The 24359-nt window shown below is 70.1% G+C and carries 21 protein-coding genes and 1 pseudogene; 10 read left to right on the forward strand and 12 right to left on the reverse strand.

All coding sequences use genetic code 11. From position 1 onward, the window contains the following. Positions 1-179: 179 nt before the first annotated feature. Together ACGFWE_RS27080 and ACGFWE_RS27085 are read left to right on the forward strand one after the other, a co-directional pair. Positions 180-830 (forward strand): GntR family transcriptional regulator, encoded by a 651-nt coding sequence (locus ACGFWE_RS27080; RefSeq protein WP_352387316.1) that lies wholly within the window; start codon positions 180-182, stop codon positions 828-830. Next, positions 827-2122 (forward strand): MFS transporter, encoded by a 1296-nt coding sequence (locus ACGFWE_RS27085; RefSeq protein ID WP_352387317.1) that lies wholly within the window; start codon positions 827-829, stop codon positions 2120-2122. Before ACGFWE_RS27080 ends, ACGFWE_RS27085 begins: the two co-directional genes overlap by 4 nt. Before the next feature lie 55 nt (positions 2123-2177). Here ACGFWE_RS27085 and ACGFWE_RS27090 read toward each other — a convergent pair whose 3' ends face one another. Beyond that, positions 2178-3002, reverse strand: coding sequence for a maleylpyruvate isomerase family mycothiol-dependent enzyme (locus ACGFWE_RS27090; protein ID WP_352387319.1), 825 nt, complete (start codon positions 3000-3002; stop codon positions 2178-2180). 182 nt (positions 3003-3184) lie between these two features. On the opposite strand from ACGFWE_RS27090, the gene ACGFWE_RS27095 reads away from it, so the two are divergent. Continuing rightward, complete coding sequence (locus ACGFWE_RS27095; protein ID WP_352387321.1) at positions 3185-3958, forward strand: carbon-nitrogen family hydrolase; 774 nt, start codon at positions 3185-3187, stop codon at positions 3956-3958. Positions 3959-4001: 43 nt separating this feature from the next. Here ACGFWE_RS27095 and ACGFWE_RS27100 read toward each other — a convergent pair whose 3' ends face one another. Further along, positions 4002-4499, reverse strand: coding sequence for an LURP-one-related/scramblase family protein (locus ACGFWE_RS27100; protein WP_393602334.1), 498 nt, complete (start codon positions 4497-4499; stop codon positions 4002-4004). Next, positions 4496-5503 carry a GlxA family transcriptional regulator gene (locus ACGFWE_RS27105; RefSeq protein WP_393602336.1) on the reverse strand — a complete coding sequence of 336 codons (1008 nt, stop codon included), beginning with the start codon at positions 5501-5503 and terminating at the stop codon, positions 4496-4498. Before ACGFWE_RS27105 ends, ACGFWE_RS27100 begins: the two co-directional genes overlap by 4 nt. A 51-nt stretch (positions 5504-5554) precedes the next feature. Here ACGFWE_RS27105 and ACGFWE_RS27110 point away from each other — a divergent pair, with 51 nt between their 5' ends. Both ACGFWE_RS27110 and ACGFWE_RS27115 read left to right on the forward strand, forming a co-directional pair. Further along, positions 5555-5947: a cupin domain-containing protein gene (locus ACGFWE_RS27110; protein ID WP_393602338.1), complete on the forward strand. Its 393-nt coding sequence runs from the start codon at positions 5555-5557 to the stop codon at positions 5945-5947. 29 nt (positions 5948-5976) lie between these two features. Then, entirely contained in the window at positions 5977-7806 is a 1830-nt protein-coding gene (locus tag ACGFWE_RS27115; RefSeq protein ID WP_393602340.1) for an NHL domain-containing thioredoxin family protein, read from the forward strand. Here the strand turns inward: ACGFWE_RS27115 and ACGFWE_RS27120 are convergent. The 6 genes from ACGFWE_RS27120 to ACGFWE_RS27145 form a co-directional block, all read right to left on the reverse strand. Next, positions 7803-7973, reverse strand: coding sequence for a hypothetical protein (locus ACGFWE_RS27120; RefSeq protein WP_352387330.1), 171 nt, complete (start codon positions 7971-7973; stop codon positions 7803-7805). The two genes, ACGFWE_RS27115 and ACGFWE_RS27120, sit on opposite strands and share 4 nt — an antisense overlap. 60 nt (positions 7974-8033) lie before the next feature. After that, a complete protein-coding gene (locus ACGFWE_RS27125) occupies positions 8034-9074 on the reverse strand; it encodes a glycosyltransferase (RefSeq protein WP_393602784.1) in 1041 nt (346 codons plus the stop codon). Positions 9075-9351: 277 nt separating this feature from the next. After that, positions 9352-9591, reverse strand: a complete 240-nt coding sequence (locus ACGFWE_RS27130) for a DUF6458 family protein (protein WP_020119420.1) — start codon at positions 9589-9591, stop codon at positions 9352-9354. 68 nt (positions 9592-9659) lie between these two features. Continuing rightward, complete coding sequence (locus tag ACGFWE_RS27135) at positions 9660-10952, reverse strand: M18 family aminopeptidase (protein WP_352387332.1); 1293 nt, start codon at positions 10950-10952, stop codon at positions 9660-9662. 271 nt (positions 10953-11223) lie between these two features. Next, a complete protein-coding gene (locus ACGFWE_RS27140) occupies positions 11224-13050 on the reverse strand; it encodes an acyl-CoA dehydrogenase (protein ID WP_352387334.1) in 1827 nt (608 codons plus the stop codon). A 129-nt stretch (positions 13051-13179) separates the two neighbouring features. Then, positions 13180-14028: an intradiol ring-cleavage dioxygenase gene (locus ACGFWE_RS27145; RefSeq protein WP_393602343.1), complete on the reverse strand. Its 849-nt coding sequence runs from the start codon at positions 14026-14028 to the stop codon at positions 13180-13182. 120 nt (positions 14029-14148) lie between these two features. Here ACGFWE_RS27145 and ACGFWE_RS27150 point away from each other — a divergent pair, with 120 nt between their 5' ends. Further along, on the forward strand, positions 14149-14625 hold the full coding sequence (locus ACGFWE_RS27150; RefSeq protein ID WP_352387338.1) for an SseB family protein: 477 nt from the start codon (positions 14149-14151) through the stop codon (positions 14623-14625). A gap of 107 nt (positions 14626-14732) precedes the next feature. Here the strand turns inward: ACGFWE_RS27150 and ACGFWE_RS27155 are convergent, their stop codons facing one another. Continuing rightward, positions 14733-15464 (reverse strand): TetR/AcrR family transcriptional regulator C-terminal domain-containing protein, encoded by a 732-nt coding sequence (locus ACGFWE_RS27155; protein ID WP_352387339.1) that lies wholly within the window; start codon positions 15462-15464, stop codon positions 14733-14735. Positions 15465-15608: 144 nt separating this feature from the next. Here ACGFWE_RS27155 and ACGFWE_RS27160 point away from each other — a divergent pair. After that, positions 15609-17098: pseudogene (locus tag ACGFWE_RS27160) on the forward strand (MFS transporter). Positions 17099-17218: 120 nt separating this feature from the next. Continuing rightward, positions 17219-18190, forward strand: coding sequence for a pirin family protein (locus ACGFWE_RS27165; RefSeq protein ID WP_352387342.1), 972 nt, complete (start codon positions 17219-17221; stop codon positions 18188-18190). Positions 18191-18262: 72 nt separating this feature from the next. On the opposite strand, the gene ACGFWE_RS27170 is transcribed toward ACGFWE_RS27165, so the two are convergent. Both ACGFWE_RS27170 and ACGFWE_RS27175 read right to left on the reverse strand, forming a co-directional pair. Next, complete coding sequence (locus ACGFWE_RS27170) at positions 18263-19009, reverse strand: hypothetical protein (protein WP_352387344.1); 747 nt, start codon at positions 19007-19009, stop codon at positions 18263-18265. 142 nt (positions 19010-19151) lie between these two features. Then, complete coding sequence (locus tag ACGFWE_RS27175; RefSeq protein WP_393602347.1) at positions 19152-21293, reverse strand: SpoIIE family protein phosphatase; 2142 nt, start codon at positions 21291-21293, stop codon at positions 19152-19154. 145 nt (positions 21294-21438) lie between these two features. On the opposite strand from ACGFWE_RS27175, the gene aspS reads away from it, so the two are divergent. Beyond that, positions 21439-23202, forward strand: a complete 1764-nt coding sequence (aspS, locus tag ACGFWE_RS27180) for an aspartate--tRNA ligase (protein WP_393602349.1) — start codon at positions 21439-21441, stop codon at positions 23200-23202. Between the two features lie 131 nt (positions 23203-23333). After that, a complete protein-coding gene (locus tag ACGFWE_RS27185; protein WP_393602351.1) occupies positions 23334-24278 on the forward strand; it encodes an intradiol ring-cleavage dioxygenase in 945 nt (314 codons plus the stop codon). The last annotated feature ends 81 nt before the right edge of the window (positions 24279-24359 follow it).

A 24359-nucleotide genomic window follows, 5' to 3' on the forward strand; every position in this document is an offset into this window, starting at 1 on the left:
TGAAGTGCGGCCGAGTTGAAAGGGGAAGAAAGTGGGGCCGCACGTGTGTGACACGTAAGTAGCACACAAGGTTGTGCCCCGGCTGGGGCGGGTGTGACTTTCGCCGGTAAGAGTTCCTCCCGGGTCCGCATGCTGGAACGGGATTCATCTTGCGTACGTGTTGTATCTAAGCTGTGGGCATGACTCTGGCCGTGAAGCAGCCCCCCGCCGCCGACCGCGTCTACACCCACGTCAAGCAGGGTGTACTGGACCGCCGTTACGAGGGCGGGAGCCTGCTGACCGAGGGTGAGCTCGCCGAGGCCACCGGAGTGTCGCGCACTCCGGTGCGGGAGGCACTGCTGCGCCTCGAGGTCGAGGGGCTGATCAAGCTTTACCCGAAAAAGGGAGCGCTGGTCCTGCCCGTCTCCGCGCAGGAGATCGCCGACGTCGTCGAGACCCGGCAGCTCGTCGAGGGGCACGCCGCCCGCAAGGCCGTCCCCGCGTCCCCGCAGCTCATCGCCCGCCTGGAGGAACTGCTGGCGCGGCAGAAGGAGCAGGCCGCCGCCGGCGATCTGGCCGGTGCCGCCGTCACCGACCGCTGTTTCCACGCCGAGATCGTCCGCAGCGGCGGCAACGAGATCCTCAGCCGGCTCTACGACCAACTCCGCGACCGCCAGCTCAGGATGGGCGTCGCCGTCATGCACGCCCACCCGGACCGCATCACCAAGACCCTCAGCGAGCACGAGCAGATCCTCCAGGCGCTGCGCTCCGGTGACGCCGAGGCGGTCGTGGGCCTGATCCACGGGCACGTCGAGTGGTTCTCCCACCTCGCCCGGGGTGAGGTGCGATGAGCAGGACCACTCTTCCGGGTGACCCTCCGGGCGGCCGGCGCGCGATGGCCGTGTGGGGCATCGGCGTCTCCGTCTACTTCGTCGCGGTCATCTTCCGGACGTCCCTCGGGGTCGCCGGCCTCGACGCGGCCGAACGCTTCCATGTCAACGCCTCGGCCCTGTCGACCTTCTCGATCCTCCAGCTCCTGGTCTACGCCGGGATGCAGATACCGGTCGGTCTGCTCGTGGACCGGCTCGGCACCAAGAAGGTGCTGACGCTCGGCGTGGTGCTCTTCACGGCCGGGCAGCTCGGCTTCGCGTTCTCACCGTCGTACGGCACCGCCCTCGCCTCGCGCGCCCTGCTCGGCTGCGGCGACGCGATGACCTTCATCAGCGTGCTGCGGCTGGGCACCCGCTGGTTCCCGGCCCGGCGCGGACCGCTGGTCGCGCAGCTCGCCGGGCTCGCCGGCATGGCCGGCAACCTGGTCTCCACCCTGGTCCTGGCCCGGCTGCTGCACGGCGTCGGCTGGACGGCCGCCTTCGCGGGCAGCTCGCTGGCCGGTGTGGTGGTGCTGGTCCTGCTGCTGCTCTTCCTCAAGGACCACCCCGAGGGCCAGGGGCCCGAGCCCTTCCCGCACCAGGGAGCGGCCTACGTACGCCGCCAGATCGCCGCGTCCTGGCGGGAACCCGGCACCCGGCTCGGCCTGTGGGTGCACTTCACGACGCAGTTCCCGGCGATGGTGTTCCTGCTGCTGTGGGGCCTGCCGTTCCTCGTCGAGGCGCAGGGCCTGTCCCGCGCGGTGGCGGGCGAACTGCTCACCCTGGTCGTGCTGTCCAACATGGTCGTCGGTCTGGTCTACGGCCAGGTCGTCGCCCGGCACCACGGGGCGCGGCTGCCGCTCGCGCTCGGGACCGTGGGCGCGACGGCGCTGCTGTGGGCGGCCACGCTGGCCTACCCCGGCGAGCGGGCGCCGATGTGGCTGCTGATCGTGCTGTGTGTGGTGCTCGGCTCGTGCGGACCGGCGTCGATGCTCGGCTTCGACTTCGCGCGTCCGGCGAACCCGCCGGAGCGGCAGGGCACCGCGTCCGGCATCACGAACATGGGCGGGTTCGTCGCCTCGATGACCACCCTGTTCGCCGTCGGTGTGCTCCTGGACGCGACCGGCGACAACTACACCGTGGCCTTCTCCTCCGTCTTCGTGCTCCAGGCGCTCGGCGTCAGCCAGATCCTGCGGCTGCGCGGACGGGCGGCCCGGCGGGAGCGGGAGCGGCTGGTGGCCAGCCGCGTGGAGACGGTCCACGTGCCCGCCTGAACGGACGTCGGCGCGCGGTCGGGGCCACCCCGTCCGGGCCGGGCCCCGTCACCCGCTACCGCGTCACCGTGAAGTTCCGCAGGATCGCCGACGTCAGCTCCGGGTCGCCCTCCGCCTTCACCCTGTCCGCCACCGCGTCCACGCTCACGCGGCCGCAGGCCAGGCGGACGTACGTCTCCCAGTCGAGGCTGAGGGCGGCGGCCGGCCCGAGAGCGGGGACGGTCTCCAGGGTGCCGCGGCCCTGGATGTCGACGCGGATGGTGCGCAGGAACTCGACGGGACCGTGGACGTCGAAGACGACCGCCGAACTGCGGGGCGCCTCGGCCTTGACGGCCACGACGTCGGGGAGCGCGGCGAGCAGGACGTCACGGGCGATGTGCGCGCCGGGGGAGTCCAGGTTGCCGGGCCGGCCCAGGGCGGTGCGCAGGTCCTGCTCGTGCACCCAGACGTCGAAGGCGTGCTGGCGCATGGAGTCCGCGAGGGTCAGTTCGGTTCCGAGCGGGCCGCGCACCTTCGTGCCGGGGTCGCGGGACTCGTTCCGCAGCTGACGGTTGCGGCGGATGATGACGTACTCCAGCTCGGAGGTCATCTCCGGTGCCGTGTGGTGACGGCGGACGTCGACCTGCATCTCCATGTACCGCTGGTGTTCGTTGGTGACGTGGAAGAGGTCGCGTGGGAGGGAGTGGATGGGGCGCGGGTCGCCCAGCATCTCGCAGTCCAGACCGATGACATGAGACACCACATCCCTCACCGACCAGCCGGGGCAGGGGGTGCGGCGGTTCCACTCTCCCTCCACGAGGGGGTTCACCAGCTCGGATATCGCGTCGATGGAGTCGGTCCAGGCGTCGGCGTAGGGCTGGAGGGTGGGATGCAGACTCACGGAACGGGACCCCTCGGCGGTCGGAGCACGGGCTGGTGATGGCGTCGTTGCCAGTGGAGGTGGTGGCTGTCGGCGGGTGTCTTGAGACGCTAAGTTACGCTGCTGTGAGGCACCCCGGCAGTGCTTTCGTGTGACGATCGTAGGCCCGTAAGGGACGGCCCGAATGCCAGGACGGTGGTAGTGTGCGCGCCTCTTTGATCCAGATCGCCGTGGATGAGGGCGAATCGGTCGAATCACGTCGGCGTCGCGTGGCGGCACTGGTAGGGGATCAGGCCGGAGCCGACCTCGTCGTACTGCCGGAGCTGTGGACCACCGGGGCGTTCGCCTTCGAGGAGTTCGAGAGCCAGGCCGAGCCCCTGGAAGGGCCCACCCACGAGGTCATGGCGAAGGCGGCGAGCGAGACGGGCGTGTGGCTGCACGCGGGCTCGATCCCCGAGCGGACCCCGGACGGCACCCTCTACAACACCTCCCTCCTCTTCTCCCCCTCCGGCGACCTGGCCGCCTCCTACCGCAAGATCCACCGCTTCGGCTTCGACAAGGGCGAGGCCGTGCTGATGGGCCGGGGCGAGGACCTGGTGACGGTCCGTCTGCCGCAGACGACCCTGGGCGTCGCCACCTGTTACGACCTCCGTTTCCCCGAACTCTTCCGCGGTCTCGTCGACGCGGGCGCCGAGACCCTGGTGATCCCGGCGGGCTGGCCGGAGCGCCGCCGGGGGCACTGGACGCTGCTGGCCCGGGCGCGGGCGGTCGAGAACCAGGCGTTCGTGCTCGCTTGTGGAACGGCCGGGACACACGCGCGAGTTCCGCAGGCCGGTCACTCGATCGTGGTGGATCCCTGGGGCGAGGTCCTCGCGGAGGCGGGCGCCGGCGAGGAGGTCCTCACGGTGGAGTTCGACCCCGGGAAGGTGGCCGTGACCAGGGAGCAGTTCCCGGCCCTGAAGGACCGGGTGCTCTGACCCCGGGTCGCCGCGTCAGTCGTCCCCTCTCAGTCGTCCCGTCTCAGTCGTCCTCCCGGTCCTTCTCGGCGAGGTGGATCACACACACCGCCACCGCGATGAGCAGCGCCGGATCCGCGTCGTCCCGGACGATGTCGACGCCGTAGGTCTCGCGCACGTGCAGCCACCGGCGCGAGACCACCGCGAGCAGCTCACCGTCGTACTCGACGGCGAACTCCCGGTCGAGGATCTTGCCGCTGACGTCGAGTTCGGAACGGCCGTCGGCGAGGGCCACCCGGTAGTGGTTGCGCAGCAGCGACAGGCGTTTCCGCCTGATCGTCGCCAGCGGTTCGCCGTCCCGCTCGATCACCATCGTGTCGCGCAGGGCGAACATCTTCTGGTGGATGTCGATCAGGACCCGCCCCTGGGTGTCCTTCAACTCGAAGGTGTCCCGGACCCGCATGGCCTTGCCGTCGACGAGGAACACCTTGTTGCCCTGGTCGTCCTCGATCCAGTAGTCGTCACCGAAGCCGAGGAGCCGGTCGCGTACGAGGAATCTCATGCCGTCATCGCTTCCCCGGCGCCCGCTCCGAAACGCCGCCGATAGGCCGACGGACTGAGTCCCGTCTCGCGCCGCACACGCGCGCGGAGGTTCGCGGCCGTCCCCAGACCGCTCCGCGCGGCCACCACGTCCAGTCGCTCCTCCCCGCGCTCGATGAGCCGGCACGCCAGCGCCACCCGTTCCCCCGTCAGCCAGGCCAGCGGAGTCGTCCCTTGCTGGGCCTGGAAACGGCGGTGCAGGGTGGCGGGGGAGACGGCCGCACGGGCCGCCAGGTCGGCGACGGTCAGCGGCTCCCCCAGCCGTTCCTGCGCCCACGCGAGCAGCGGGCCCAGCGACTCGTCCCGTACGTCGGGCACGGGCCGCTCCACGAACTGCCGCTGCCCGCCGTCGCGGTGGGCGGCGAAGACGAGCCTGCGGGACACCGCGTTCGCGACCTCGGCGCCATGGTCGCGCCGCACGACGTACAGCCCGAGGTCCAGCGCGGCCGCGCTGCCCGCCGCCGTCAGGACGTCACCCTCGTCCACGAACAGCACGTCCGGCTCCAGCCGCACCCGGGGATGCAGCTCGCGGAAGGCGTCGGCCCACATCCAGTGCGTGGTGGCCCGCCGCCCGTCCAGCAGCCCGGCCTCGGCGAGCGCGAAGCTGCCGGTGCACAGGCTGATCACCCGGGCGCCACGCGCGTGCGTGCGGCGGATCGCCTCCCGTACCGCCGCCCCGCGCGGGACGACGTTGTCCGGCCGCCCGGGCACCACGAGGGTGTCGGCGTCGTCCACGGCGTCCAGCCCGGGCACCCCGGCCAGCGTGAAGAAGCCGTGGTTCATACGGACCTCGGGGGCCGGCGTGCACAGGGTCACCTCGTACAGCGGCCCCGGCCGCCCCAGTTCGGGCCGCGGCAGCCCGAACAGCTCGGTGGCGACGCCCACTTCGAAGGGGTTGGTGCCCTCGTCGACGATCACGGCGACCCGGTGCGGACGAGGGACGGGCTGAGAGGATCCTTGCGGCATACGCGATTTCTAGCACTCGTACGCCGGCCGGCCGGCCCGCACGATGACGCCATGGCAACCGAACCCGTCTCCCTGCCCGCCGCCCTGGCCTCCTTCACCGAGCAGTGGAGCCCCCGCATCGTCACCGCCGTCAACGACTACGACGTCCGCGTCACGCACGTCGAGGGCGAGCACCTCTGGCACGTGCACGACGACACCGACGAGTTCTTCCTGGTCCTCGACGGCGAACTGCACATCTCCCTGCGCGAGCCGGCCGGAGAACGCACCGTCGTCCTGCCGAGGCTGTCCGTCTTCACCGTCCCGCGGGGCGTCGAGCACAAGCCGTACGCCCCCGTCCCGACCGACATCCTGCTGCTGGAACCGACCGGCACCTCCACGGTCGGCGACCGCCACGACGAGGTCCCGGCCCACGTGGACGTGACGACGGGCCGCGCGCTGGGCTGACTGTCGGTGCCGGGTGGCACCCTTGATCCATGACCGATTCCGCACCCCGCCGCGTCCGTGTCCGCGCCCCCGAGCTGGTCGGCGAGGGCGGCTGGCTGAACACGGGCGGGAAGCCGTACACCCTCGCCGACCTGCGGGGTCGCATCGTCATCCTCGACTTCTGGACCTTTTGCTGCATCAACTGCCTGCACGTCCTCGACGAGCTGCGTGAACTGGAGGAGAAGCACTCCGAGACGGTCGTCGTGATCGGTGTGCACTCGCCGAAGTTCGCGCACGAGGCGGAGCACGCGGCGGTGGCGGACGCGGTCGAGCGGTACGGCGTCGGGCATCCCGTCCTCGACGACCCCGCGCTCGCGACCTGGAAGCAGTACGCGGTCCGGGCCTGGCCGACGCTCGTCGTGATCGACCCGGAAGGGTATGTGGTGGCGCAGCACGCCGGCGAGGGGCATGTGCACGCGATCGAGCGGCTGGTGACGGAGCTGGAGGCCGAGCACGGCGCGAAGGGCACCCTGCGGCGCGGCGAGGGGCCGTACGTGCCGCCCGAGCCGGAGCCGACCACCCTGCGCTTCCCGGGCAAGGCGCTCCTGCTGCCGTCCGGGCGCCTCCTGGTCAGCGACACCACCCGGCACCAGTTGGTGGAGTTCGCCGCGGACGGCGAGAGCGTCGTGCGCCGGATCGGATCCGGCGCGCGCGGCTTCACCGACGGTACGGCTGAGACGGCCCGGTTCAGCGAACCGCAGGGGCTCGCCCTCCTGGACGACGGCTCCGTGGTCGTCGCCGACACCGTCAACCACGCCCTGCGGCGCCTCGACCTCGGCACCGGCGAGGTCACCACCCTGGCCGGCACCGGCCGTCAGTGGTGGCGGGGCTCCCCCACCGCCGGCCCCGCGCGCGAGACCGACCTGTCCTCCCCGTGGGACGTGGCCGGGTGGAACGGCCTGGTGTGGATCGCGATGGCCGGCGTCCACCAGCTGTGGGCGTACGACCCGGGGGACGACACCGTCGCGGCCGTCGCCGGCACCACCAACGAGGGCCTGGTCGACGGGCCGGGTCCCGAGGCCTGGTTCGCCCAGCCCTCCGGCCTCGCCGTGTCACCGGACGGCACGCGCCTGTGGCTCGCCGACTCCGAGACCTCCGCCCTGCGCTGGGTCGACCTCGGCGGAGCCGTCCACACCGCCGTCGGCACCGGCCTCTTCGACTTCGGGCACCGCGACGGAGCCGCCGGACAGGCCCTGCTCCAGCACCCCCTGGGTGTCACCGCGCTGCCCGACGGCTCGGTCGCGGTCAGCGACACCTACAACCACGCCCTGCGCCGCTACGACCCGGCGACCGGCGCGGTCACCACCCTCGCCACGGATCTGCGGGAGCCGAGCGACGCGGTCGTCGTCGGTGGGGCCATCGTGGTCGTGGAGTCCGCCCGGCACCGCCTGACCCGCCTGCGCCTGCCCGAAGAGGCGGTACGGGTGGAGCCGGTGGCCCACCGCACCCGGCGCGCGGCCACCGAAGTGGCTCCGGGCAGGCTCCGGTTGGACGTGGTCTTCCAGGCCCCGGCGGGCCAGAAGCTCGACACGAGGTACGGCCCGTCGACCCGCCTCCTGGTCTCCGCCACCCCGCCCGAGCTGCTGAAGGACGGCGAGGGCGCGGGAACAGGCCTCTCCCGCACCCTCGACCTGAACCCCGCGATCGAGCAGGGCGTGCTGCACATATCGGCCATGGCCGCGTCCTGCGACGACGATTCGGCGCACGCGTACCCGGCCTGTCACGTCCACCAGCAGGACTGGGGAGTCCCGGTCCGCCTGACGCCGGCAGGCACGGACCGGCTCGCGCTGATCCTCGCCGGGATGGACGAACGTCCTTAGGTGTGCCGTCCCCGCCTGCGCGGGACCAGCTTGACCACCGCGACGCCCGCCGCCACCAGCGTCGTCGCGGCCACCACCATCGCCATGCTGTTCAGCCACAGGCCGGTCGCGGCCAGCGTGGCGCCTCCGGCCCCGGTCGTGCCGGCACCGATCACTCTTCCGTACATGCGCTGTTCTCCTATGAGGGATACACAAAAGGGATACACAAAGGGGTACGAATCCGGGGGTTACGTCGCGACCCACTTCTCCTCGCTGCGGCGCAACAGGCCCCACAGCGAGGTGAAGTAGACGGCGTGCTGGAAAAGGTCGTAGAGCATCTCCGGCACCATCAGCGCCGCCATCAGCACGGCACGCGGGCCCGCCCTGCGCACGGAGACCGTCTTCTCCACCACGAAGACGAGCCCGATCGCGGTCCAGAAGGGCGAGAAGCCGGGCCAGCCGTACAGCGTGGTGTAGGTGACCATGTAGGTCAGGTAGACCAGGAAGGACAGCGCGCCGAAGCCCATGAGGAGCTGCTGCATGAAGTAGCGGGCGGTGACGCGGGTCCAGCCGTAGTCGCGCAGGTTCTCCAGGGCGCCGCGCTGCCACCGCAGCCGTTGGTGCCACAGCTTGGCCAGGGTGGGCATGACCTCGGTGGTGACCGCGCAGCCGGCCGGGGACATGGCCCGGTAGCCGAGGGTCTTGACCGCCTTGGTCATCTCGTCGTCCTCGGTGAGCGAGGCGAGGCTGTAATAGGCGTGGCCGCCGCCGAGGACTCCGTCGCGGCGGGCGGCGCGCACCTCGCGCAGGACGCGGGCGCGGAACATGGTGCCGGTGCCGGTGAGCACCTGGGCCTTGCTGCCGGTGCGCTCCAGCTCCCAGGCGTAGCGGTGGAACTCCATGCGCTGGAGGAGTCCGAGCAGACCGCCGCCGTCCTCGCCGTAGAAGACCCCGCCGACGGCGCCGACCTTGCGGTTGAAGGTGCCGATGGCTGTCTCGCTGAACCAGGGGTTCAGCACGGTGTCGGCGTCCTGCACCAACAAGAGGTCACGCTCGTCGAGATGGGGCAGCACCCAGGCGATGGCCTGGTTGAGGGCGCCGGCCTTCTTGTGTGTGTTGCCCTGGGTGGCGAAGACCTGGGCGCCGTGCGCGACGGCGATCTCGGCAGTGGCGTCGGTGCAGTTGTCGGCCACGACGACGATCAGGTCGGGGCGCCGGGTCTGCCGCCACAGGCCCTGGATCGCCTCGGCGATGCGGTCCTGTTCGTTGTGGGCCGGTATCAGCGCCACCAGGCGCGTCGGGCCGTCGAGTTCGTCGGGGGCGGCGTGGGCGCGGCGGGCGGCGTGCCGGTGGGGGCGCGGCCGTCCCGGATCGGGCGCCACGCGTGCCGTCGTGGAGTGGAGCACGGGGAGCCCCCGGGGGTGCTGGTGGTTCACGCCCGGTACTGCAGACCCCCCGGGCTCTCAAGGATCCCGAGTCTTCACTCTTTTCACACAAGTAGACAAGTGAATACCGATCACGGATTGCTCACGGTTGCGTATGAATCCGACTTACCCGCCGTGTCCGTTACACGCCGTATCCGTCGGAGTACCCGTCCCGGCGCTCCTCCACGACCGTCGACGTGGTGGGCGGTACCACCACGCGCCGCCGCCGGGCGATGCTGCTGAATGTCGTCACGCCGATCAGTCCCACGATCATCAGGATCACACCGACCAGGTCGAGGTTGACCCCCTGCATGTGCCAGTCGGTGGCGAACGTGAGGATTGCTCCCACGGCGATGAGGATGATGCACCCGCCGAGGCCCATGAGTGTCGCCTCCCTGTCCGGTCCGGTCGTTCCGGTCCGGACTTGCGGGTACCCCCACTTCCCTCGAACTACCCCTCCAGGAACGCCACCAGAGCGTTCGCCAGCAGATGCGGGTCGTCCGCGCCGCACAACTCCCGGACACTGTGCATCGACAGGATCGCCACACCGATGTCGACGGTCTTGATGCCGTGCCGGGCCGCGGTGATCGGGCCGATCGTCGTGCCGCAGGGCATGGAGTTGTTGGAGACGAAGGACTGGAAGGGCACGTCGGCCCGCTCGCAGGCGGCGGCCCACACGGCACGTCCCGAACCGTCCGTGGCGTAGCGGTTGTTGACGTTGACCTTGAGGATCGGTCCGCCGTTGACGCGCGGGTGGTGCGTCGGGTCGTGCCGCTCCGCGTAGTTGGGGTGCACGGCGTGCCCGGTGTCGGAGGACAGACAGACCGTCGCCGCGAAGGCCCGCGCCCGGTCCTCGTAGGATCCGCCGCGCGCGAACACCGAGCGCTCCAGGATCCCGCCGAGCAGCGGCCCGTCCGCGCCGGTGTCCGACTGCGAACCGTTCTCCTCGTGGTCGAAGGCGGCGAGGACGGGGAGGTATGGCAGCTCACCGGAGGAGACCGCGGTCAGGGCGGCCACCCCCGCGTGCACGGACAGCAGGTTGTCCATCCGCGGACCGGCCAGCAGCTCCTTGTCCCGGCCCAGGTAGGCGGGCGCCTCCACGGAGTGCGTCATCAGGTCCCAGCCGGTCACCTCGCCCGCGCCGAGCCCCAGTTCCTCTTCCAGGAAGGCGATCAGGTCGCCGTCGCGCACGTCGTCGCCGAGACCCCAGATGGGCTGCAGATGCCGCTGCTTGTCGAGCTTGAGGCCCTCCGAGGACACCGCGCGGTCCAGGTGGATGGCGAGCTGCGGCACTCTCAGCAGCGGCCGGTCCACGTTCACCAGCCGCGTCGAACCGTCCCGCAGCGTCAGCCGGCCGGCCAGGCCCAGGTCCCGGTCCAGCCAGGAGTTCATCAGAGGACCGCCGTAGATCTCCACGGCGACCTGGCGCCAGCCGTGCGCCCCGCTGTCCGGCAGCGGCTTGACCCGCAGGTTCGGGGAGTCGGTGTGCGCGCCGACGATGCGGTACGGCGTGTGGGGCGCCGCGTTCTCGGGGACGTACCAGGCGATGATCGCGCCGCCCCGCAGCACGTACTTGCCGCCGCTCGACCCGTCCCAGGCGTCCGTCTCCGAGACCTGGCGGAAGCCGGCCTTCTCCAGCCGCTCGGCGGCGTTCGCCACCGCGTGGTACGGCGTGGGGCTCGCCGCCAGGAAGGACATCAGGTCGTCGGTGTGGCCGCGGTCGAAGCGGTGGGGTGCGCTCATGGCAGCCACCCTAAGGTGCCGTGCAGCCGTGTCGAGCCGCGGTTCTGTGAAGGAACACGGTGCCGCCGAGACCGACTTGATCGGAAAGCGGCGGGCGGGTGGCGTACGCCGCGCGTGATGCGGCACGGCCATCAGGGTCGGGTCGGTGATGCCCACGGCGCCGCTTGTCTCACACCCGGCCCGGAGATTTCTTCCGGGTACGAAAACGGCGGCGGCCCGCTCCCCACGAGGGGAACGGGCCGCCGCCACGGCGGGCCGGAGACCGGTCGGATCAGAACGCGGCCTCGTCCAGCTCCATCAGGTCCAGCTCGACGCCCTCGGCGATCTTGCGGGCCAGCGTCACGCCCGGCAGGACGTTGGCCGCGAAGAACTTCGCCGCCGCGATCTTGCCGGTGTAGAAGGCCTTGTCCTTCGCGGAGGCCGTCTCCAGCTTCTCGGCGGCGATCGCCGCGCCCTTGAGGAGCAGATAGCCGACCACGACGTCACCCGAGGCCATCAGAAGGCGGGTGGTGTTGAGGCCCACCTTGTAGATGTTCTTGACGTCCTGCTCGGTGGCCGCGAGGTCGGTCAGCATCAGGCCGACGATGGCCTCCAGCTCGACGGCCGCCTTGGCCAGGTGCTCACGGGCGCCCGCGAGGTCCTCGCCGCCGGTGCCGAGCGCCAGGAACTTCTTGATGTCCTCGGCGAGGGAGTTGAGGGCCGCGCCCTGGTTGCGGACGATCTTCCGGAAGAAGAAGTCCTGGCCCTGGATCGCGGTGGTGCCCTCGTACAGGGTGTCGATCTTGGCGTCGCGGATGTACTGCTCGATCGGGTACTCCTGGAGGAACCCGGAGCCGCCGAAGGTCTGCAGCGACTGGGCGAGCTGCTCGTATCCCTTCTCGGAGCCGTAACCCTTGACGATCGGCAGGAGCAGGTCGTTCAGCGCGTGCTCGGTCTTGGTGTCCTCGCCCGCGGCCTCCTTGACGGCGATCGCGTCCTGGATCGAGGCGGTGTAGAGGACCAGCGCGCGCATGCCCTCGGCGTACGCCTTCTGCGTGATCAGCGCACGGCGCACGTCGGGGTGGTGGGTGATGGTGACCTTGGGCGCGGTCTTGTCCATGAAGTTCGCCAGGTCAGGGCCCTGGACGCGCTCCTTGGCGTACTCCAGCGCGTTCAGGTAGCCCGTCGAGAGCGTGGAGATCGCCTTCGTGCCGACCATCATCCGCGCGAACTCGATGATCCGGAACATCTGACGGATGCCGTCGTGCTTGTCACCGATCAGCCAGCCCTTGGCGGGGTGCCGGTCACCGAAGGTCATCTCGCAGGTGTTGGAGGCCTTCAGGCCCATCTTGTGCTCGACGTTCGTCGCGTACACGCCGTTGCGCTCGCCCAGCTCGCCGGTCTCGAAGTCGAACAGGTACTTCGGGACGAGGAAGAGGGACAGCCCCTTGGTGCCGGGACCGGCACCTTCCGGCCGCGCGAGCACGTAGTGAAGGATGTTCTCCTCCATGTCGTGCTCACCCGAGGTGATGAACCGCTTGACGCCCTCGATGTGCCAGGAGCCGTCCTCCTGCTGGACCGCCTTGGTGCGCCCGGCGCCGACGTCGGAGCCCGCGTCGGGCTCGGTCAGCACCATGGTCGAGCCCCAGGTCCGCTCCACGGCGATCTGGGCGATCTTCTTCTGGACCTCGTTGCCCTCGTCGAAGAGGATGCCGGCGAACGCCGGGCCGGAGGAGTACATCCACACGGCCGGGTTCGCGCCGAGGATCAGCTCGGCGTACGACCAGATCAGGGACGGCGGAGCCGTCGTGCCGCCGATCTCCTCGGGCAGGCCGAGGCGCCAGTACTCGGAGTCCATGAAGGCCTTGTAGCTCTTCTTGAAGGACGCCGGGACCGGCGCGGTGTTCGTCTCGGGGTCGAAGACCGGCGGGTTGCGGTCGGCGTCCGCGAAGGACTCCGCCAGCTCGTTCTCCGAGAGACGGGTCAGCTCCTCGAGGATGCTCTTCGCGGTCTCGACGTCCATCTCGGCGAAGGGCCCGGTGCCGTACAGCTTGTCGCGCCCGAGTACTTCGAAGAGGTTGAACTCGATGTCGCGCAGATTCGACTTGTAGTGCCCCATGGCGACGGCTCCGTAAAGAGTTCGGCGAGGCACTTGGTTCCTCGCGCTAGTCCACATACCAACAAGTAGCTCCGATGATGCTACCCGTCGGTAATAAGTCGCAACCCCGATCAGGCCATCTGTGACGGTTCACACCGCGATGGTCAGCGTGGCGGTGTACCCCTCCTCCACGCTCCCCTTCACCGCCGCGAGCTGCTGGTCGTGGCCGTCCCTGAAGACGCTGTCCGACTCCAGGGAGAGCCGGTCCAGGTTGTCCACGCTGCTCTCGTAGCCCTCGGTGGCGTACACCGTGTCGCAGACGTCCTCCGGGAGCGCGAGCTGCGAGGTGCTCGTGATCGCGGTGGCGCTCGTCGCGTCCCGGAGACTGCCGTAGACCTCGAAGTGGATGTGCGGCCAGCGGCCGGTGTAGCAGCCCGGGAAGACGCTGGTGAACGTCACCCGGCCCTTCTCGTCGGTCTCCTGGACGCCGCGCAGATAGTTCTCGTCGGTGACGCCCTCGGTGTAGAGGGAGTAGCCGCCCTCCCGGTCGCAGTGCCAGACGTAGACCGCGGCGCCCTTCTTCGGGGTCCCGCAGCCCGAGGCGGCGTCCACGACGGTGAGCGTGAAGGTCAGGGGTACGCCCTCGGCGGTGCCGCCCGCGGAGTCGCCGAAGCTGCCGGTGATGTCGCTGCGGACGACCCCGCTCTCCTTCAGGACATTCACGCCGTTCGAGCCGTCGCCGGGGTAGGGGCCCGCGGTCTCCTCGGGAACGGTGGCGCAGTCCCCGGCGAAAGAAGAGGTGTCCGGGGCGGAAGAAGAGGTGTCCCCGGCGGCGGAAGACGGGGTGTTCCCGGCGGTGCAGCCCACCAGGGCCGCCAACCCGGCTCCCGCACCCGCTCCCGCCAGCAGCCGGATCATCCGCCGGCGGGCGAGCACGGGAAGGTCGTAGGAGAGTCCTCTGTCGTGCTCGTGGACCTCTTCGTCGTCATGTCTGCGCATGCACCGACGCTACGAGCGGTGGCCCCCTGCGACCCAGGGCCGGCGGCTGTCGGGTCGCTGTCGGTTTTCCGGCTGCCGGTAGCCGCCCACCGCCCCGCCCCCCTCGGTACTCTTACGCCCATGTACGGCTACGACCAGAACGCTGGTGCCCAGCAGCAGTACGGCGTCCCGCCGCAGCAGCCCATGGCCGGCGGTGCGGGCGGGTACGGCCAGCAGCCGCCGCTGTACCCCGAGCCGTCCCCGCCCTCGCTCGCGGACGCGGTGCGTGCCTTCACCACCGGACAGCTGGCGGCGGAGGACTTCCAGCAGGTCTTCGCCACGTCCAAGGTCTACTGCCCGCGCGGCGACAACCCCGGGTTCCTCGCCCTGCACAACACCCAGCAGCCGGTGATCCCCATGTTCACCACGCTCAAGGAACTGCGGCGGTACGCGGGCAAGGAGTCCAAGTACTTCGTCATCACCGGCGCCGAGGTCCTCGACCTGCTGCCCACGGGCTACGGCTTCGTCCTCGACATGGAGGGGGAGCACCGGATCGTCTTCGACGCGAAGGCCGTGGAGCAGATGGTCGAGTTCGCGATGCGCAGGATGTACGGGTAACGCGCTCACGGGGTTCCCACGCTCACGGGGTTCCCACGCTCACGGGGTTCCCACGCTCACGGGGTTCCCACGCTCACGGGGTTCCCAGGCTCACGGGTTTTCCGTACTCACGGTGCTCCAAGGCGCAGTGACAGGCCGTCCAGGACGATGTCCAGGGCGGTCTCGAATTTTGCCTCCCGCAGGGCGGCCGGGTCCGTCGTGGCCGCCTCCTCGGTCTCGGCGTAGCCCTGCGCCAGATGGCTGTGCGGGGCCGTGGCCTGCTGCACCGCGGGGAGCAGGCGGGCGATGAGGCCCGACTCGGAGTCCCCGGAGCGGCTGACCGTGGTGAGCCAGGCCGCCTCCGTGGTGCTCATACCGATCACGTACGACAGCACCGCGTCGATCGCCGTGCCGGGATCCGGGAATCCGGCGGCCGTGAACAGAGCCGCCAGCCGCTCCGAGTAGGACATGAGGTTGGGGCCCAGATAGGCGAGGCCCGCCTGGCCGAGGACCGGGGGCAGCCACGGGTGCCGCAGGGCCGTCGTACGGAAGGAGCGGGCCGCCTCCGTGACGGCCGCCCGCCAGTCGGGGCCGTCCGCCGACGGGACGTGGATCTCCGCGGCGACCTCGTCCACCGCCAGCTCCATCAGCTCGTCCTTCGTGGCCACGTGCCGGTAGAGCGAGGCCGCGCCGGCGTTCAGCCGGGTGGCGAGCTTGCGCATGCTCAGTGCCTCGACGCCCTCCGCGTCCAGCATGACGATCGCCTCGCGCACGATCGCGGCACGGCTGAGCGCCGGCTGGTCGGGCTCGCGCTGGGGGCGGGCCCAGACGGAGGGGATGGGGGTCGGCTTCGTCGTCATCGGTACTCCTGCTCCTGCGACTCGACCTGCTGCGTACATCGTTCGCGTCAAGCGTACAGAAATTGATGCTTGCGTACATCGTTCCGAAGTGCGTACAGTGTTCGCATCGAGGGAACGGTGTCACGAAGTCGGAGGGGAATCGTCATGGACGCCTTGGAAGTCCGCAATCCACGCCGCTGGTGGATCCTGGTCGTGCTCTGCCTGAGCAGCCTGGTGCTCGTCGTCGACAGCATGGCGCTGACCGTCGCGGTCCCGGTCATGACCGAGGAGATCGGAGCGAGCGCCCAGGACACCCAGTGGATCCTGGACTCCTACATCCTGGTCTTCGCCGGCCTGCTGCTCACCTCGGGCAGCCTGGGTGACCGGTTCGGTCGCCGCAAGGTGATGCTGCTCGGACTCCTGCTCTTCGGTGCCGCCTCACTGGCCGCCATCTGGTGCACCACTCCCGGCGAGGTGATAGCCGTCCGCGTCGCCATGGGCGTCGGAGGCGCGCTGATCATGCCGTCCACACTCTCGATCCTCATCACCGTCTTCGACGAGGACGAGCGCGGCCGGGCGATGGCGGCCTGGAGCTCCGTGGCGATGCTCGGCCTGGTCGGCAGCCCCGTGCTCGGCGGGGTCCTGATCGACCACTTCTCCTGGCAGTCGATCTTCCTCCTCAACGTGCCGGTCGTGGCCCTCGCGATCATCGCCGGTCTGACGCTGATGCCGGAGTCGAGGGCACCCTGGCAGAAGGCCGACCCGCTGGGCGCGGTGCTGTCGGCGGCCGGGATGACCGCCCTGGTGTGGTGGATCATCGAGCTCCCGCAGCACGGCGTGTGGACGGCCGCCCTGCCCGTGGCCCTCGTGTCCCTGACCGGCTTCGTCATCCGGGAGAACGTCACGAAGTCCCCCATGGTCCCGCTCCTCCTCTTCAAGCACCGCAACTTCAGCGGCGGTTCGCTCTCACTGGCCCTGGTCCAGACGGGCAACGGCGGCCTGCTCCTGGTGCTCACCCAGTACCTCCAGTTCGTGCTCGGCTACTCACCGGTCAAGGCGGGCCTGGCCTTCCTGCCGCTGGCGGTCACGGCCCTGCTGGGCAACGGCGTGGGGGTCAAGCTCGCCGCGAAGTACGGCAACCGGGGGTGATCCTCGTGGGCATGCTGGTGATGGCGGCCTGCTTCGCCCTGCTGACCACGGTCTCGGCGGAGTCCGGCTTCACCGTCCCGGCCGTCGCGCTCGGCCTGCTCGGGCTGGGGGCGGGCCTGGCGATGCCGGCTGCGGTGGCGGCACTGATGGGCACTATCCCCGAGGACAAGGCGGGCGTCGGCTCGGCCCTGAATGACACCGTCCAGCAGGCCGGCACCGCACTGGGCATCGCGATCCTGGGTTCGCTCCTGTCGAGCGGCTTCGCGCACCGGATGCCCGAGGGCACGCCGGAGCAGGCGAGGCACTCGATAGCCGGAGCGGCCGCCCTGAAGGACCCTGGGCTGCTGGCGGCGGCCCGCGAGGCCTTCACCGCCTCCATGTCGACGACCTTCATGATCAGCGCGATCGGCGTCCTGGCGGCGGCGCTGCTGGCGACGCTGGTGATGCGGGACGACCGGCCGGTACCGGAGAAGATCGCCGATCGGGAACCGGAGCTCGCCGCCTGACCTCTTCAGGGGGTGCGAGGTCTGGGAGAAGCCTGGAGGGAATGCCCTCCGGGCTTCTGTCGTTAGAGGTGGCAGAAAGTTCAACGCTCAACTAAACTCGATCCACAAGGAGGTACCGACATGCCTGCAGTGACTGTCGACAACCCGCTGACCCTGCCGCGCGTGGCCGCGACGGCGGACGCGGTGGCCCGTCCCGTCCTCGGCGTGACGACCGCGCCGAGTGGATTCGAGGGCGAGGGATTCCCGGTGCGCCGGGCGTTCGCCGGGATCCATTACCGGCACCTGGACCCGTTCATCATGATGGACCAGATGGGTGAGGTGGAGTACGCGCCGGGTGAACCGAAGGGAACCCCCTGGCATCCGCACCGCGGCTTCGAGACCGTCACGTACATCATCGACGGGATCTTCGATCATCAGGACTCGCAGGGCGGTGGCGGCACCATCACCAACGGCGACACCCAGTGGATGACGGCCGGTTCGGGTCTGCTCCACATCGAGGCGCCGCCGGAGGCGCTCGTCATGTCGGGCGGCCTCTTCCACGGTCTCCAGCTGTGGGTGAACCTGCCGGCCAAGGACAAGATGATGGCGCCGCGCTACCAGGACATCCGGGGCGGCAACGTGCAGTTGCTGTCGACGCCGGACGGTGGCGCGCTGCTCCGTGTCATCGCCGGTGAGCTGGACGGTCACCAGGGTCCCGGTGTTACCCACACGCCGATCACGATGATCCACGCGACGCTGGCGCCGGGTGCGGAGCTCACTCTTCCGTGGCGTGAGGACTTCAACGGTCTGGCGTACGTGCTTGCGGGTCGCGGTTCGGTGGGGGCGGAGCGCCGGCCGATCCACCTGGGCCAGACAGCGGTCTTCGGAGCCGGCGGCTCGCTGACCGTCCGCGCGGACGAGAAGCAGGACTCCCACACGCCGGACATGGAGGTCGTCCTGCTGGGCGGCCAGCCGATCCGTGAGCCGATGGCGCACTACGGCCCGTTCGTCATGAACACCCGTGAGGAACTCCAGCAGGCGTTCGACGACTTCCAGAAGGGACGGCTGGGGACGGTCCCGGCGGTCCATGGAATGACCGAGGGCGGGCTGTAGGTCCTCCGGTACGGATGCTCGTTCCGCCCCTCGGATCACCCGAGGGGCGGGACGGAAATGACCTCCCTGGCCTCAGGCCGCGCCTTCGGGCTTCTCCCAGGTGGTGACGTCCATGGTGACGGACGACAGGCCGCCCGCGTAGTTCACGTCGTCCGCCTGCCAGCCGAGGACGGTGATGGCCGCGACCCGGTTCTCGTCGGTGAGCACGCACGCCGTGAGTCCCTTGCGGATGTTCTTCTGGTCCACGGCGAATCCGAAGTCGGTGGCCGCGGCGCAACTCTCGGCGGTCGCGGGGCCGTTGACGGTGGCGAGGTCGCCGTTCTCGCCGACGATGGTGTAGCCGTCGTCGGCGTTCGCCGGCAGGGAGAAGATGATGTCGGAGAGGCCGTTGGTGAAATCCAGGTCCACGTTGGAGCCGGATCGCAGGACGACCTTGCGGTGCTCGCGTACGGTCGCCGCCTCCGCGCCCGCCGCCTGAGCGGCCCCCGGCGTTGGGGACGCCGGCGTAGGGGACCCCGGCGGCCCGGACTTCGTCGGCGTCCCCGTGGCGGTGCCGACCGCGCCCGATGTCGTGCTCGTGCCGGGTGTCACGCTCGCACCGCTCGGGTTGCCCTGGGCCTGGCCGGACAGCGTCAGATAGGCCGCCGCGCCGGCCGCGGCCAGCACGGCGAGGGCCATCAGGGCTTTGGTCGAGCCCTTGAACGAGAATCCACCGGTCCCCACCGTGATGTGGTTGGCGGGATCGCGTTGGCCGCCTTCGTACGACAGTGAGAACGAGGACCCCTTGCCACGGTCCTTCGGGGATGCGGGCTTGCCCATGCGACGTCCTTGTGTGCGGTCGGATCCACGGCCAGGGCACACATCGTGCAGGCGGTACGGCAGCCGTCGACGCCACTCGCTCGGTGCGCACCTGAACGGGTGACGGTGTGGCGGGTGTTGACGTCTGTTCCCTGTCCCCGTGCTACGCGGAGGGCTCGCCCGAGGACTCGTACAGCTCGAACCAGATGCTCTTGCCCTGGCCTTGGGGGTCCACCCCCCACATGTCCGCCAGGAGCTCGATCAGCATCAGGCCGCGGCCCGAGGAGGCCAGTTCGCCGGGGCGGCGTTTGTGCGGGAGGTCGTCGCTGGTGTCGGTGACCTCGATCCGCATCCGGCGCTCGCCCGCCTCACCGCGGACCTCCGCGAGCAGCAGCGCGTCGGCGTCGGTGTGGACGAGGACGTTGGTCAGCGTCTCGGAGAGCAGCAGGACCGCGGCGTCCACCTGGTCGGCGGAGGGCCAGTCGTGGAGCAGTTCGCGCAGTTGCTGGCGGGCCACCGCGACCCGTTCGGGCTCCGCCTGGGCCACCGAGAGCATCGTGCGGCGGACCGTGGGCCGTACGGCGGCCGGGTCGCCGCCCCCCTGCCGGTGCAGCAGCAGAACCGCTATGTCGTCCTCGCGGCGGTCGGCGAGGGGGCCGGTGGTGTGGTGGGAGGAGGGACCGTGGACGGCCTGGATCAGGGCGTCGGCGAGTTCCTCCAGGTCGCCGTCGTGGGTCTCCAGGATGGTGCGGATGCGCTTCCAGCCGGTGTCGAAGTCGTGGCCGCCGGTCTCGATCAGCCCGTCGGTGCACAGCATCAGCGTCTCGCCGGGCTCCAGGGTGATCCGGGTCGTGGGGTAGTCGGCGTCCGGGTCGATGCCCAGCGGGAGGCCGCCTTGCGTGCGGCGGGCCAGGACCGTGCCGTCGGCCATGCGGATCGCCGGGTCGGGATGACCGGCCCGCGCCACCTCAAGGACGCCGGTCACCGGATCGGCCTCGACGTACAGGCAGGTCGCGAAGCGCATGTCGGAGGGGTCGTCGACGCCGTACGCCATGCCGTTGAGGAAGCGTGAGGCGCGGGAGAGGACCGCGTCGGGGCGGTGGCCCTCGGCGGCGTAGGCGCGCAGGGCGATGCGGAGCTGGCCCATCAGGCCCGCCGCCCGTACGTCATGGCCCTGGACGTCCCCGATGACCAGGGCGAAGCGTCCCCCTCCGGACTTCGTGCGGGAGGTGCCGCCGGGCAGCGGGATCATGTCGTACCAGTCGCCGCCGACCTGGAGGCCGCCGCCGGTGGGGACATAGCGGGCGGCGATGGTCATGCCCGGGATCTCGGGGCCGAGAGTGGGGAGCATCGAGCGCTGGAGGCCGTCGGTCAGCTCGCGTTCGGACTCGGCGAGGCCCGCGCGGGACAGGGCCTGGGCCAGCATGCGGGCCACCGTCGTGAGGACCGAGCGCTCGTCCGGTGTGAACGCGACCGGGTAGGCGAAGCCCGCCATCCACGCGCCCATCGTGCGGCCGGCCACCGTCAGCGGCAGGAACGCCCAGGACTGGCGGTCGAAGCGCTGGGCGAGCGGCCAGGTGACCGGATAGCGGGAGCGGTAGGCCTCGGGGCTGGAGAGATAGACGGCACGGCCGGTGCGCACGACCTCGGCGGCCGGGTAGTCCGTCTCCAGGGACATGTGGGAGAAGGGGCTCTCGTCGCCGGGCTGCTGTCCGTGGTGGCCGATGATCGTGAGGCGGTCGCCCTCGACGCCGAAGACGGCCAGGCCGTCGGGGCTGAAGCCCGGCATGGACAGGCCCGCGGCCACCCGCAGCACCTCGGCGGTGGAGCGGGCCTCGGCCAGGGCACGGCCGGCGTCCAGCAGGAAGGCCTCGCGGGAGCGCCGCCAGTCACCGGTGACGGCGGTGCGGCCGGCGGGGGTGCCGGGGGTCGGCTCGGTGACCTCCTGGAGGGTGCCGATCAGCTGGAACGACTTCTTTTCCTTGTCGTACGACGGCTTGGAGCGGCTGCGCACGGTACGGGTCACCAGGCCGCGCTCGTCCATGATCCTGATCCGGACCTCGGCGAGGGTGTCCTCGGCGACGGCGAGTCCGACGACGCTGATGATCTCGTTCCAGTCGACCGGGTGCAGCCGGGCCCGGGCCTGGGCTTCCGTGAGGGTGGTCCGCTCGGCGGGCAGCCCGAGGAGCCGAGCCGCCTCCGCGTCGACGGTGACCAGTTCGGTGGCGGTGTCCCAGTGCCACAGGCCGGTCGCGAGGGCGGTGAGAACCTCCCCCACGGCGGGCAAGGGCTCACCAGTGCGCATTGCCCCACTTTAAGAACAGGAGATCGAGGAGTGCCACTGTTGGCCGAGTCGTAATGGTGGGGAGGCGATCTCGGGGTCCCCGGTAGGCTGGGAGCTGTTTCACGTGAAACACGACCCTCGATCCGCGAAGACTGGATGAACGACGATGCATCGGTACAGGTCCCACACCTGCGGCGAGCTCCGCGCCTCTGACGTCGGTACCGACGTCCGGCTGAGTGGCTGGCTGCACAATCGGCGCGACCTGGGCGGCATCCTCTTCATCGATCTGCGCGACCACTACGGCATCACGCAGCTGGTCGCCCGTCCGGGCACGCCCGCGTACGAGGCCCTCGACAAGCTGACCAAGGAGTCCACGGTCCGCGTCGACGGCAAGGTCGTCTCCCGTGGCACCGAGAACGTCAACCCGGACCTGCCCACCGGTGAGGTCGAGGTCGAGGTCGGCGAGGTCGAGCTGCTCGGCGCGGCCGCCCCGCTGCCGTTCACGATCAACACCGAGGACGGGGTGAACGAGGAGCGGCGCCTGGAGTACCGCTTCCTCGACCTGCGCCGCGAGCGCATGCACAAGAACATCATGCTGCGGTCGTCGGTGATCGCCTCGATCCGCTCGAAGATGGTCGCCCTCGGTTTCAACGAGATGGCGACGCCGATCCTGTCCGCGACCTCTCCCGAGGGCGCTCGTGACTTCGTCGTCCCCTCCCGCCTGAACCCGGGCAAGTTCTACGCCCTGCCGCAGGCGCCGCAGCAGTTCAAGCAGCTGCTGATGATCTCCGGGTTCGACCGCTACTTCCAGATCGCGCCCTGTTTCCGTGACGAGGACGCGCGCGCGGACCGTTCGCCGGGCGAGTTCTACCAGCTCGACGTCGAGATGAGCTTCGTCGAGCAGGAGGACGTCTTCCAGCCGATCGAGAAGCTCATGACCGAGCTGTTCGAGAAGTTCGGCAACGGCCGTCACGTCACGTCTCCCTTCCCGCGGATCCCGTTCCGCGAGTCGATGCTGAAGTACGGGTCCGACAAGCCGGACCTGCGCGCCCAGCTGGAGCTCGTCGACATCACCGATGTCTTCGAGGGCTCGGAGTTCAAGGCGTTCGCCGGCAAGCACGTGCGGGCGCTGGCGGTGCCGGACGTCTCCGCGCAGCCGCGGAAGTTCTTCGACCAGCTCGGCGACTACGCCGTCTCGCAGGGTGCCAAGGGCCTGGCCTGGGTGCGCGTGACCGAGGACGGGTCCCTCACCGGCCCGATCGCGAAGTTCCTCACCGAGGAGAACGTCGCCGAGCTGACCAAGCGTCTGTCGCTGGCCGCCGGTCACGCCGTGTTCTTCGGCGCGGGCGAGTTCGACGAGGTCTCGAAGATCATGGGCGCGGTGCGGGTCGAGGCCGCCAAGCGTGCCGGGCACTTCGAGGAGAACGTCTTCCGGTTCTGCTGGATCGTCGACTTCCCGATGTACGAGAAGGACGAGGAGACCGGCGCGATCGACTTCTCGCACAACCCGTTCTCCATGCCGCAGGGCGGTCTCGAGGCCCTGGAGACCCAGGACCCGCTGGACATCCTGGGCTGGCAGTACGACATCGTCTGCAACGGCGTCGAGCTGTCCTCCGGCGCGATCCGGAACCACGAGCCCGAGATCATGCTCAAGGCCTTCGAGATCGCGGGCTACGACCGGGAGACCGTCGAGGAGAAGTTCGCGGGCATGCTGCGCGCGTTCCGCTTCGGCGCCCCGCCGCACGGCGGTATCGCCCCGGGTGTCGACCGCATCGTCATGCTCCTCGCGGACGAGCCGAACATCCGCGAGACCATCTCCTTCCCGCTCAACGGCAACGCCCAGGACCTGATGATGGGCGCGCCGACGGAGCTGGAGGAGGCCCGCCTGCGGGAGCTGCACCTGTCGGTGCGCAAGCCGCAGCCGAAGTAGACGCCACTTTCCGAAGGGGCCCGAGACCGACGCTGGTCTCGGGCCCCTTTCGCATACGCCCCCGTCGCCGCACAGCAAGCCACAGTCCGCTCCCACGCTCAGGACAGGCTTCTTACCTAGCTTCCATGTCCATGACGGGAAAACAGACGGACCATCAGCAGCCGGCCCATGAGCCGAAGCACAAGAAGGACCTGACGCGGCGCAAGGTCGTCGTCGCCGGAGCGGGCGCGGCCGTGGCGATGGGCGCGGCGGGCACCCTCGCCGCGTCGGGTGCCTTCGCCGGCGAGACGAGCACGAGCGCCGCCGCGAGCAGCAGCTCCAGTGCGTCGGAGGCCTGCTACAAGCTCACCTCGGAGACGACCGAGGGGCCCTACTACATCGACGCGGACAAACTCCGCCGGGACATCACCGAGGACAAGGAGGGCATCCCGCTCACCCTCGCCCTCAAGGTGATCGACTCCGAGACCTGCAAGCCGATCGCCGACGCCGCCGTCGACATCTGGCACTGCGACGCGCTCGGCATCTACTCGGGCTACGAGGCATCGTCGACCGGTGGTGGCGGCACCGCCCCGACCGGTGCGCCCTCGGGCACGCCGAGCGGGACCCCGACCGGTGAACCACCGTCGGGCGCGCCGACCGGTGGCACCGGTGGCGGTGTCCACCAGGAGCCCACCGATGACGAGCGCTATCTGCGCGGCACCTGGAAGACCGACAGGCACGGCCAGGTCACCTTCAGGACGATCTTCCCGGGCTGGTACCGGGGCCGTTGCGTGCACATCCACACCAAGGTGCACGTCAACGGCGAGTGGACGGACGCCGGTTACGAGGGCGGCAACACCTGCCACACGGGCCAGTTCTTCTTCGACGAGGAGTCCGTGCTGGCCTCCGCCGAGGTCGAGCCGTACTCCACCAGCACCACCGAGCGCACCACGCTCACCGAGGACACGATCTACGACCAGAGCGGCACCACCGGCGGCCTGCTCAAGCTGAAGTACAACAAGAAGAACATCGCCAAGGGCGTCATCGGCTCCCTCACGATGGGCGTCGACCCGGACGCGACGAACGACAACAACTGAGCCGCCCTGCGACCACGTACGAGGGCGCCCGGAACCCTTGCGGTCCCGGGCGCCCTCATTCGCGCGTCCCCTGTCCAGGAA

This window comes from Streptomyces sp. NPDC048523 (assembly GCF_043199815.1).
In the GTDB taxonomy this organism is placed as follows: domain Bacteria; phylum Actinomycetota; class Actinomycetes; order Streptomycetales; family Streptomycetaceae; genus Streptomyces.

Excerpts from the sequence above, each read along its gene's own strand:
- ACGFWE_RS27080 (WP_352387316.1), top strand. The coding sequence starts at position 180 with ATGACTCTGGCCGTGAAGCAGCCCCCCGCCGCCGACCGCGTCTACACC.
- ACGFWE_RS27155 (WP_352387339.1), bottom strand. The coding sequence starts at position 15,464 with ATGACGACGAAGCCGACCCCCATCCCCTCCGTCTGGGCCCGCCCCCAG.
- ACGFWE_RS27085 (WP_352387317.1), top strand. The coding sequence starts at position 827 with ATGAGCAGGACCACTCTTCCGGGTGACCCTCCGGGCGGCCGGCGCGCG.
- ACGFWE_RS27130 (WP_020119420.1), bottom strand. The coding sequence starts at position 9,591 with ATGGGCCTCGGCGGGTGCATCATCCTCATCGCCGTGGGAGCAATCCTC.
- ACGFWE_RS27100 (WP_393602334.1), bottom strand. The coding sequence starts at position 4,499 with ATGAGATTCCTCGTACGCGACCGGCTCCTCGGCTTCGGTGACGACTAC.
- ACGFWE_RS27170 (WP_352387344.1), bottom strand. The coding sequence starts at position 19,009 with ATGGGCAAGCCCGCATCCCCGAAGGACCGTGGCAAGGGGTCCTCGTTC.
- ACGFWE_RS27110 (WP_393602338.1), top strand. The coding sequence starts at position 5,555 with ATGGCAACCGAACCCGTCTCCCTGCCCGCCGCCCTGGCCTCCTTCACC.
- ACGFWE_RS27115 (WP_393602340.1), top strand. The coding sequence starts at position 5,977 with ATGACCGATTCCGCACCCCGCCGCGTCCGTGTCCGCGCCCCCGAGCTG.
- ACGFWE_RS27105 (WP_393602336.1), bottom strand. The coding sequence starts at position 5,503 with ATGCCGCAAGGATCCTCTCAGCCCGTCCCTCGTCCGCACCGGGTCGCC.
- ACGFWE_RS27120 (WP_352387330.1), bottom strand. The coding sequence starts at position 7,973 with ATGTACGGAAGAGTGATCGGTGCCGGCACGACCGGGGCCGGAGGCGCC.
- ACGFWE_RS27135 (WP_352387332.1), bottom strand. The coding sequence starts at position 10,952 with ATGAGCGCACCCCACCGCTTCGACCGCGGCCACACCGACGACCTGATG.
- aspS (WP_393602349.1), top strand. The coding sequence starts at position 21,439 with ATGCATCGGTACAGGTCCCACACCTGCGGCGAGCTCCGCGCCTCTGAC.
- ACGFWE_RS27150 (WP_352387338.1), top strand. The coding sequence starts at position 14,149 with ATGTACGGCTACGACCAGAACGCTGGTGCCCAGCAGCAGTACGGCGTC.
- ACGFWE_RS27145 (WP_393602343.1), bottom strand. The coding sequence starts at position 14,028 with ATGCGCAGACATGACGACGAAGAGGTCCACGAGCACGACAGAGGACTC.
- ACGFWE_RS27165 (WP_352387342.1), top strand. The coding sequence starts at position 17,219 with ATGCCTGCAGTGACTGTCGACAACCCGCTGACCCTGCCGCGCGTGGCC.
- ACGFWE_RS27185 (WP_393602351.1), top strand. The coding sequence starts at position 23,334 with ATGACGGGAAAACAGACGGACCATCAGCAGCCGGCCCATGAGCCGAAG.
- ACGFWE_RS27140 (WP_352387334.1), bottom strand. The coding sequence starts at position 13,050 with ATGGGGCACTACAAGTCGAATCTGCGCGACATCGAGTTCAACCTCTTC.
- ACGFWE_RS27175 (WP_393602347.1), bottom strand. The coding sequence starts at position 21,293 with ATGCGCACTGGTGAGCCCTTGCCCGCCGTGGGGGAGGTTCTCACCGCC.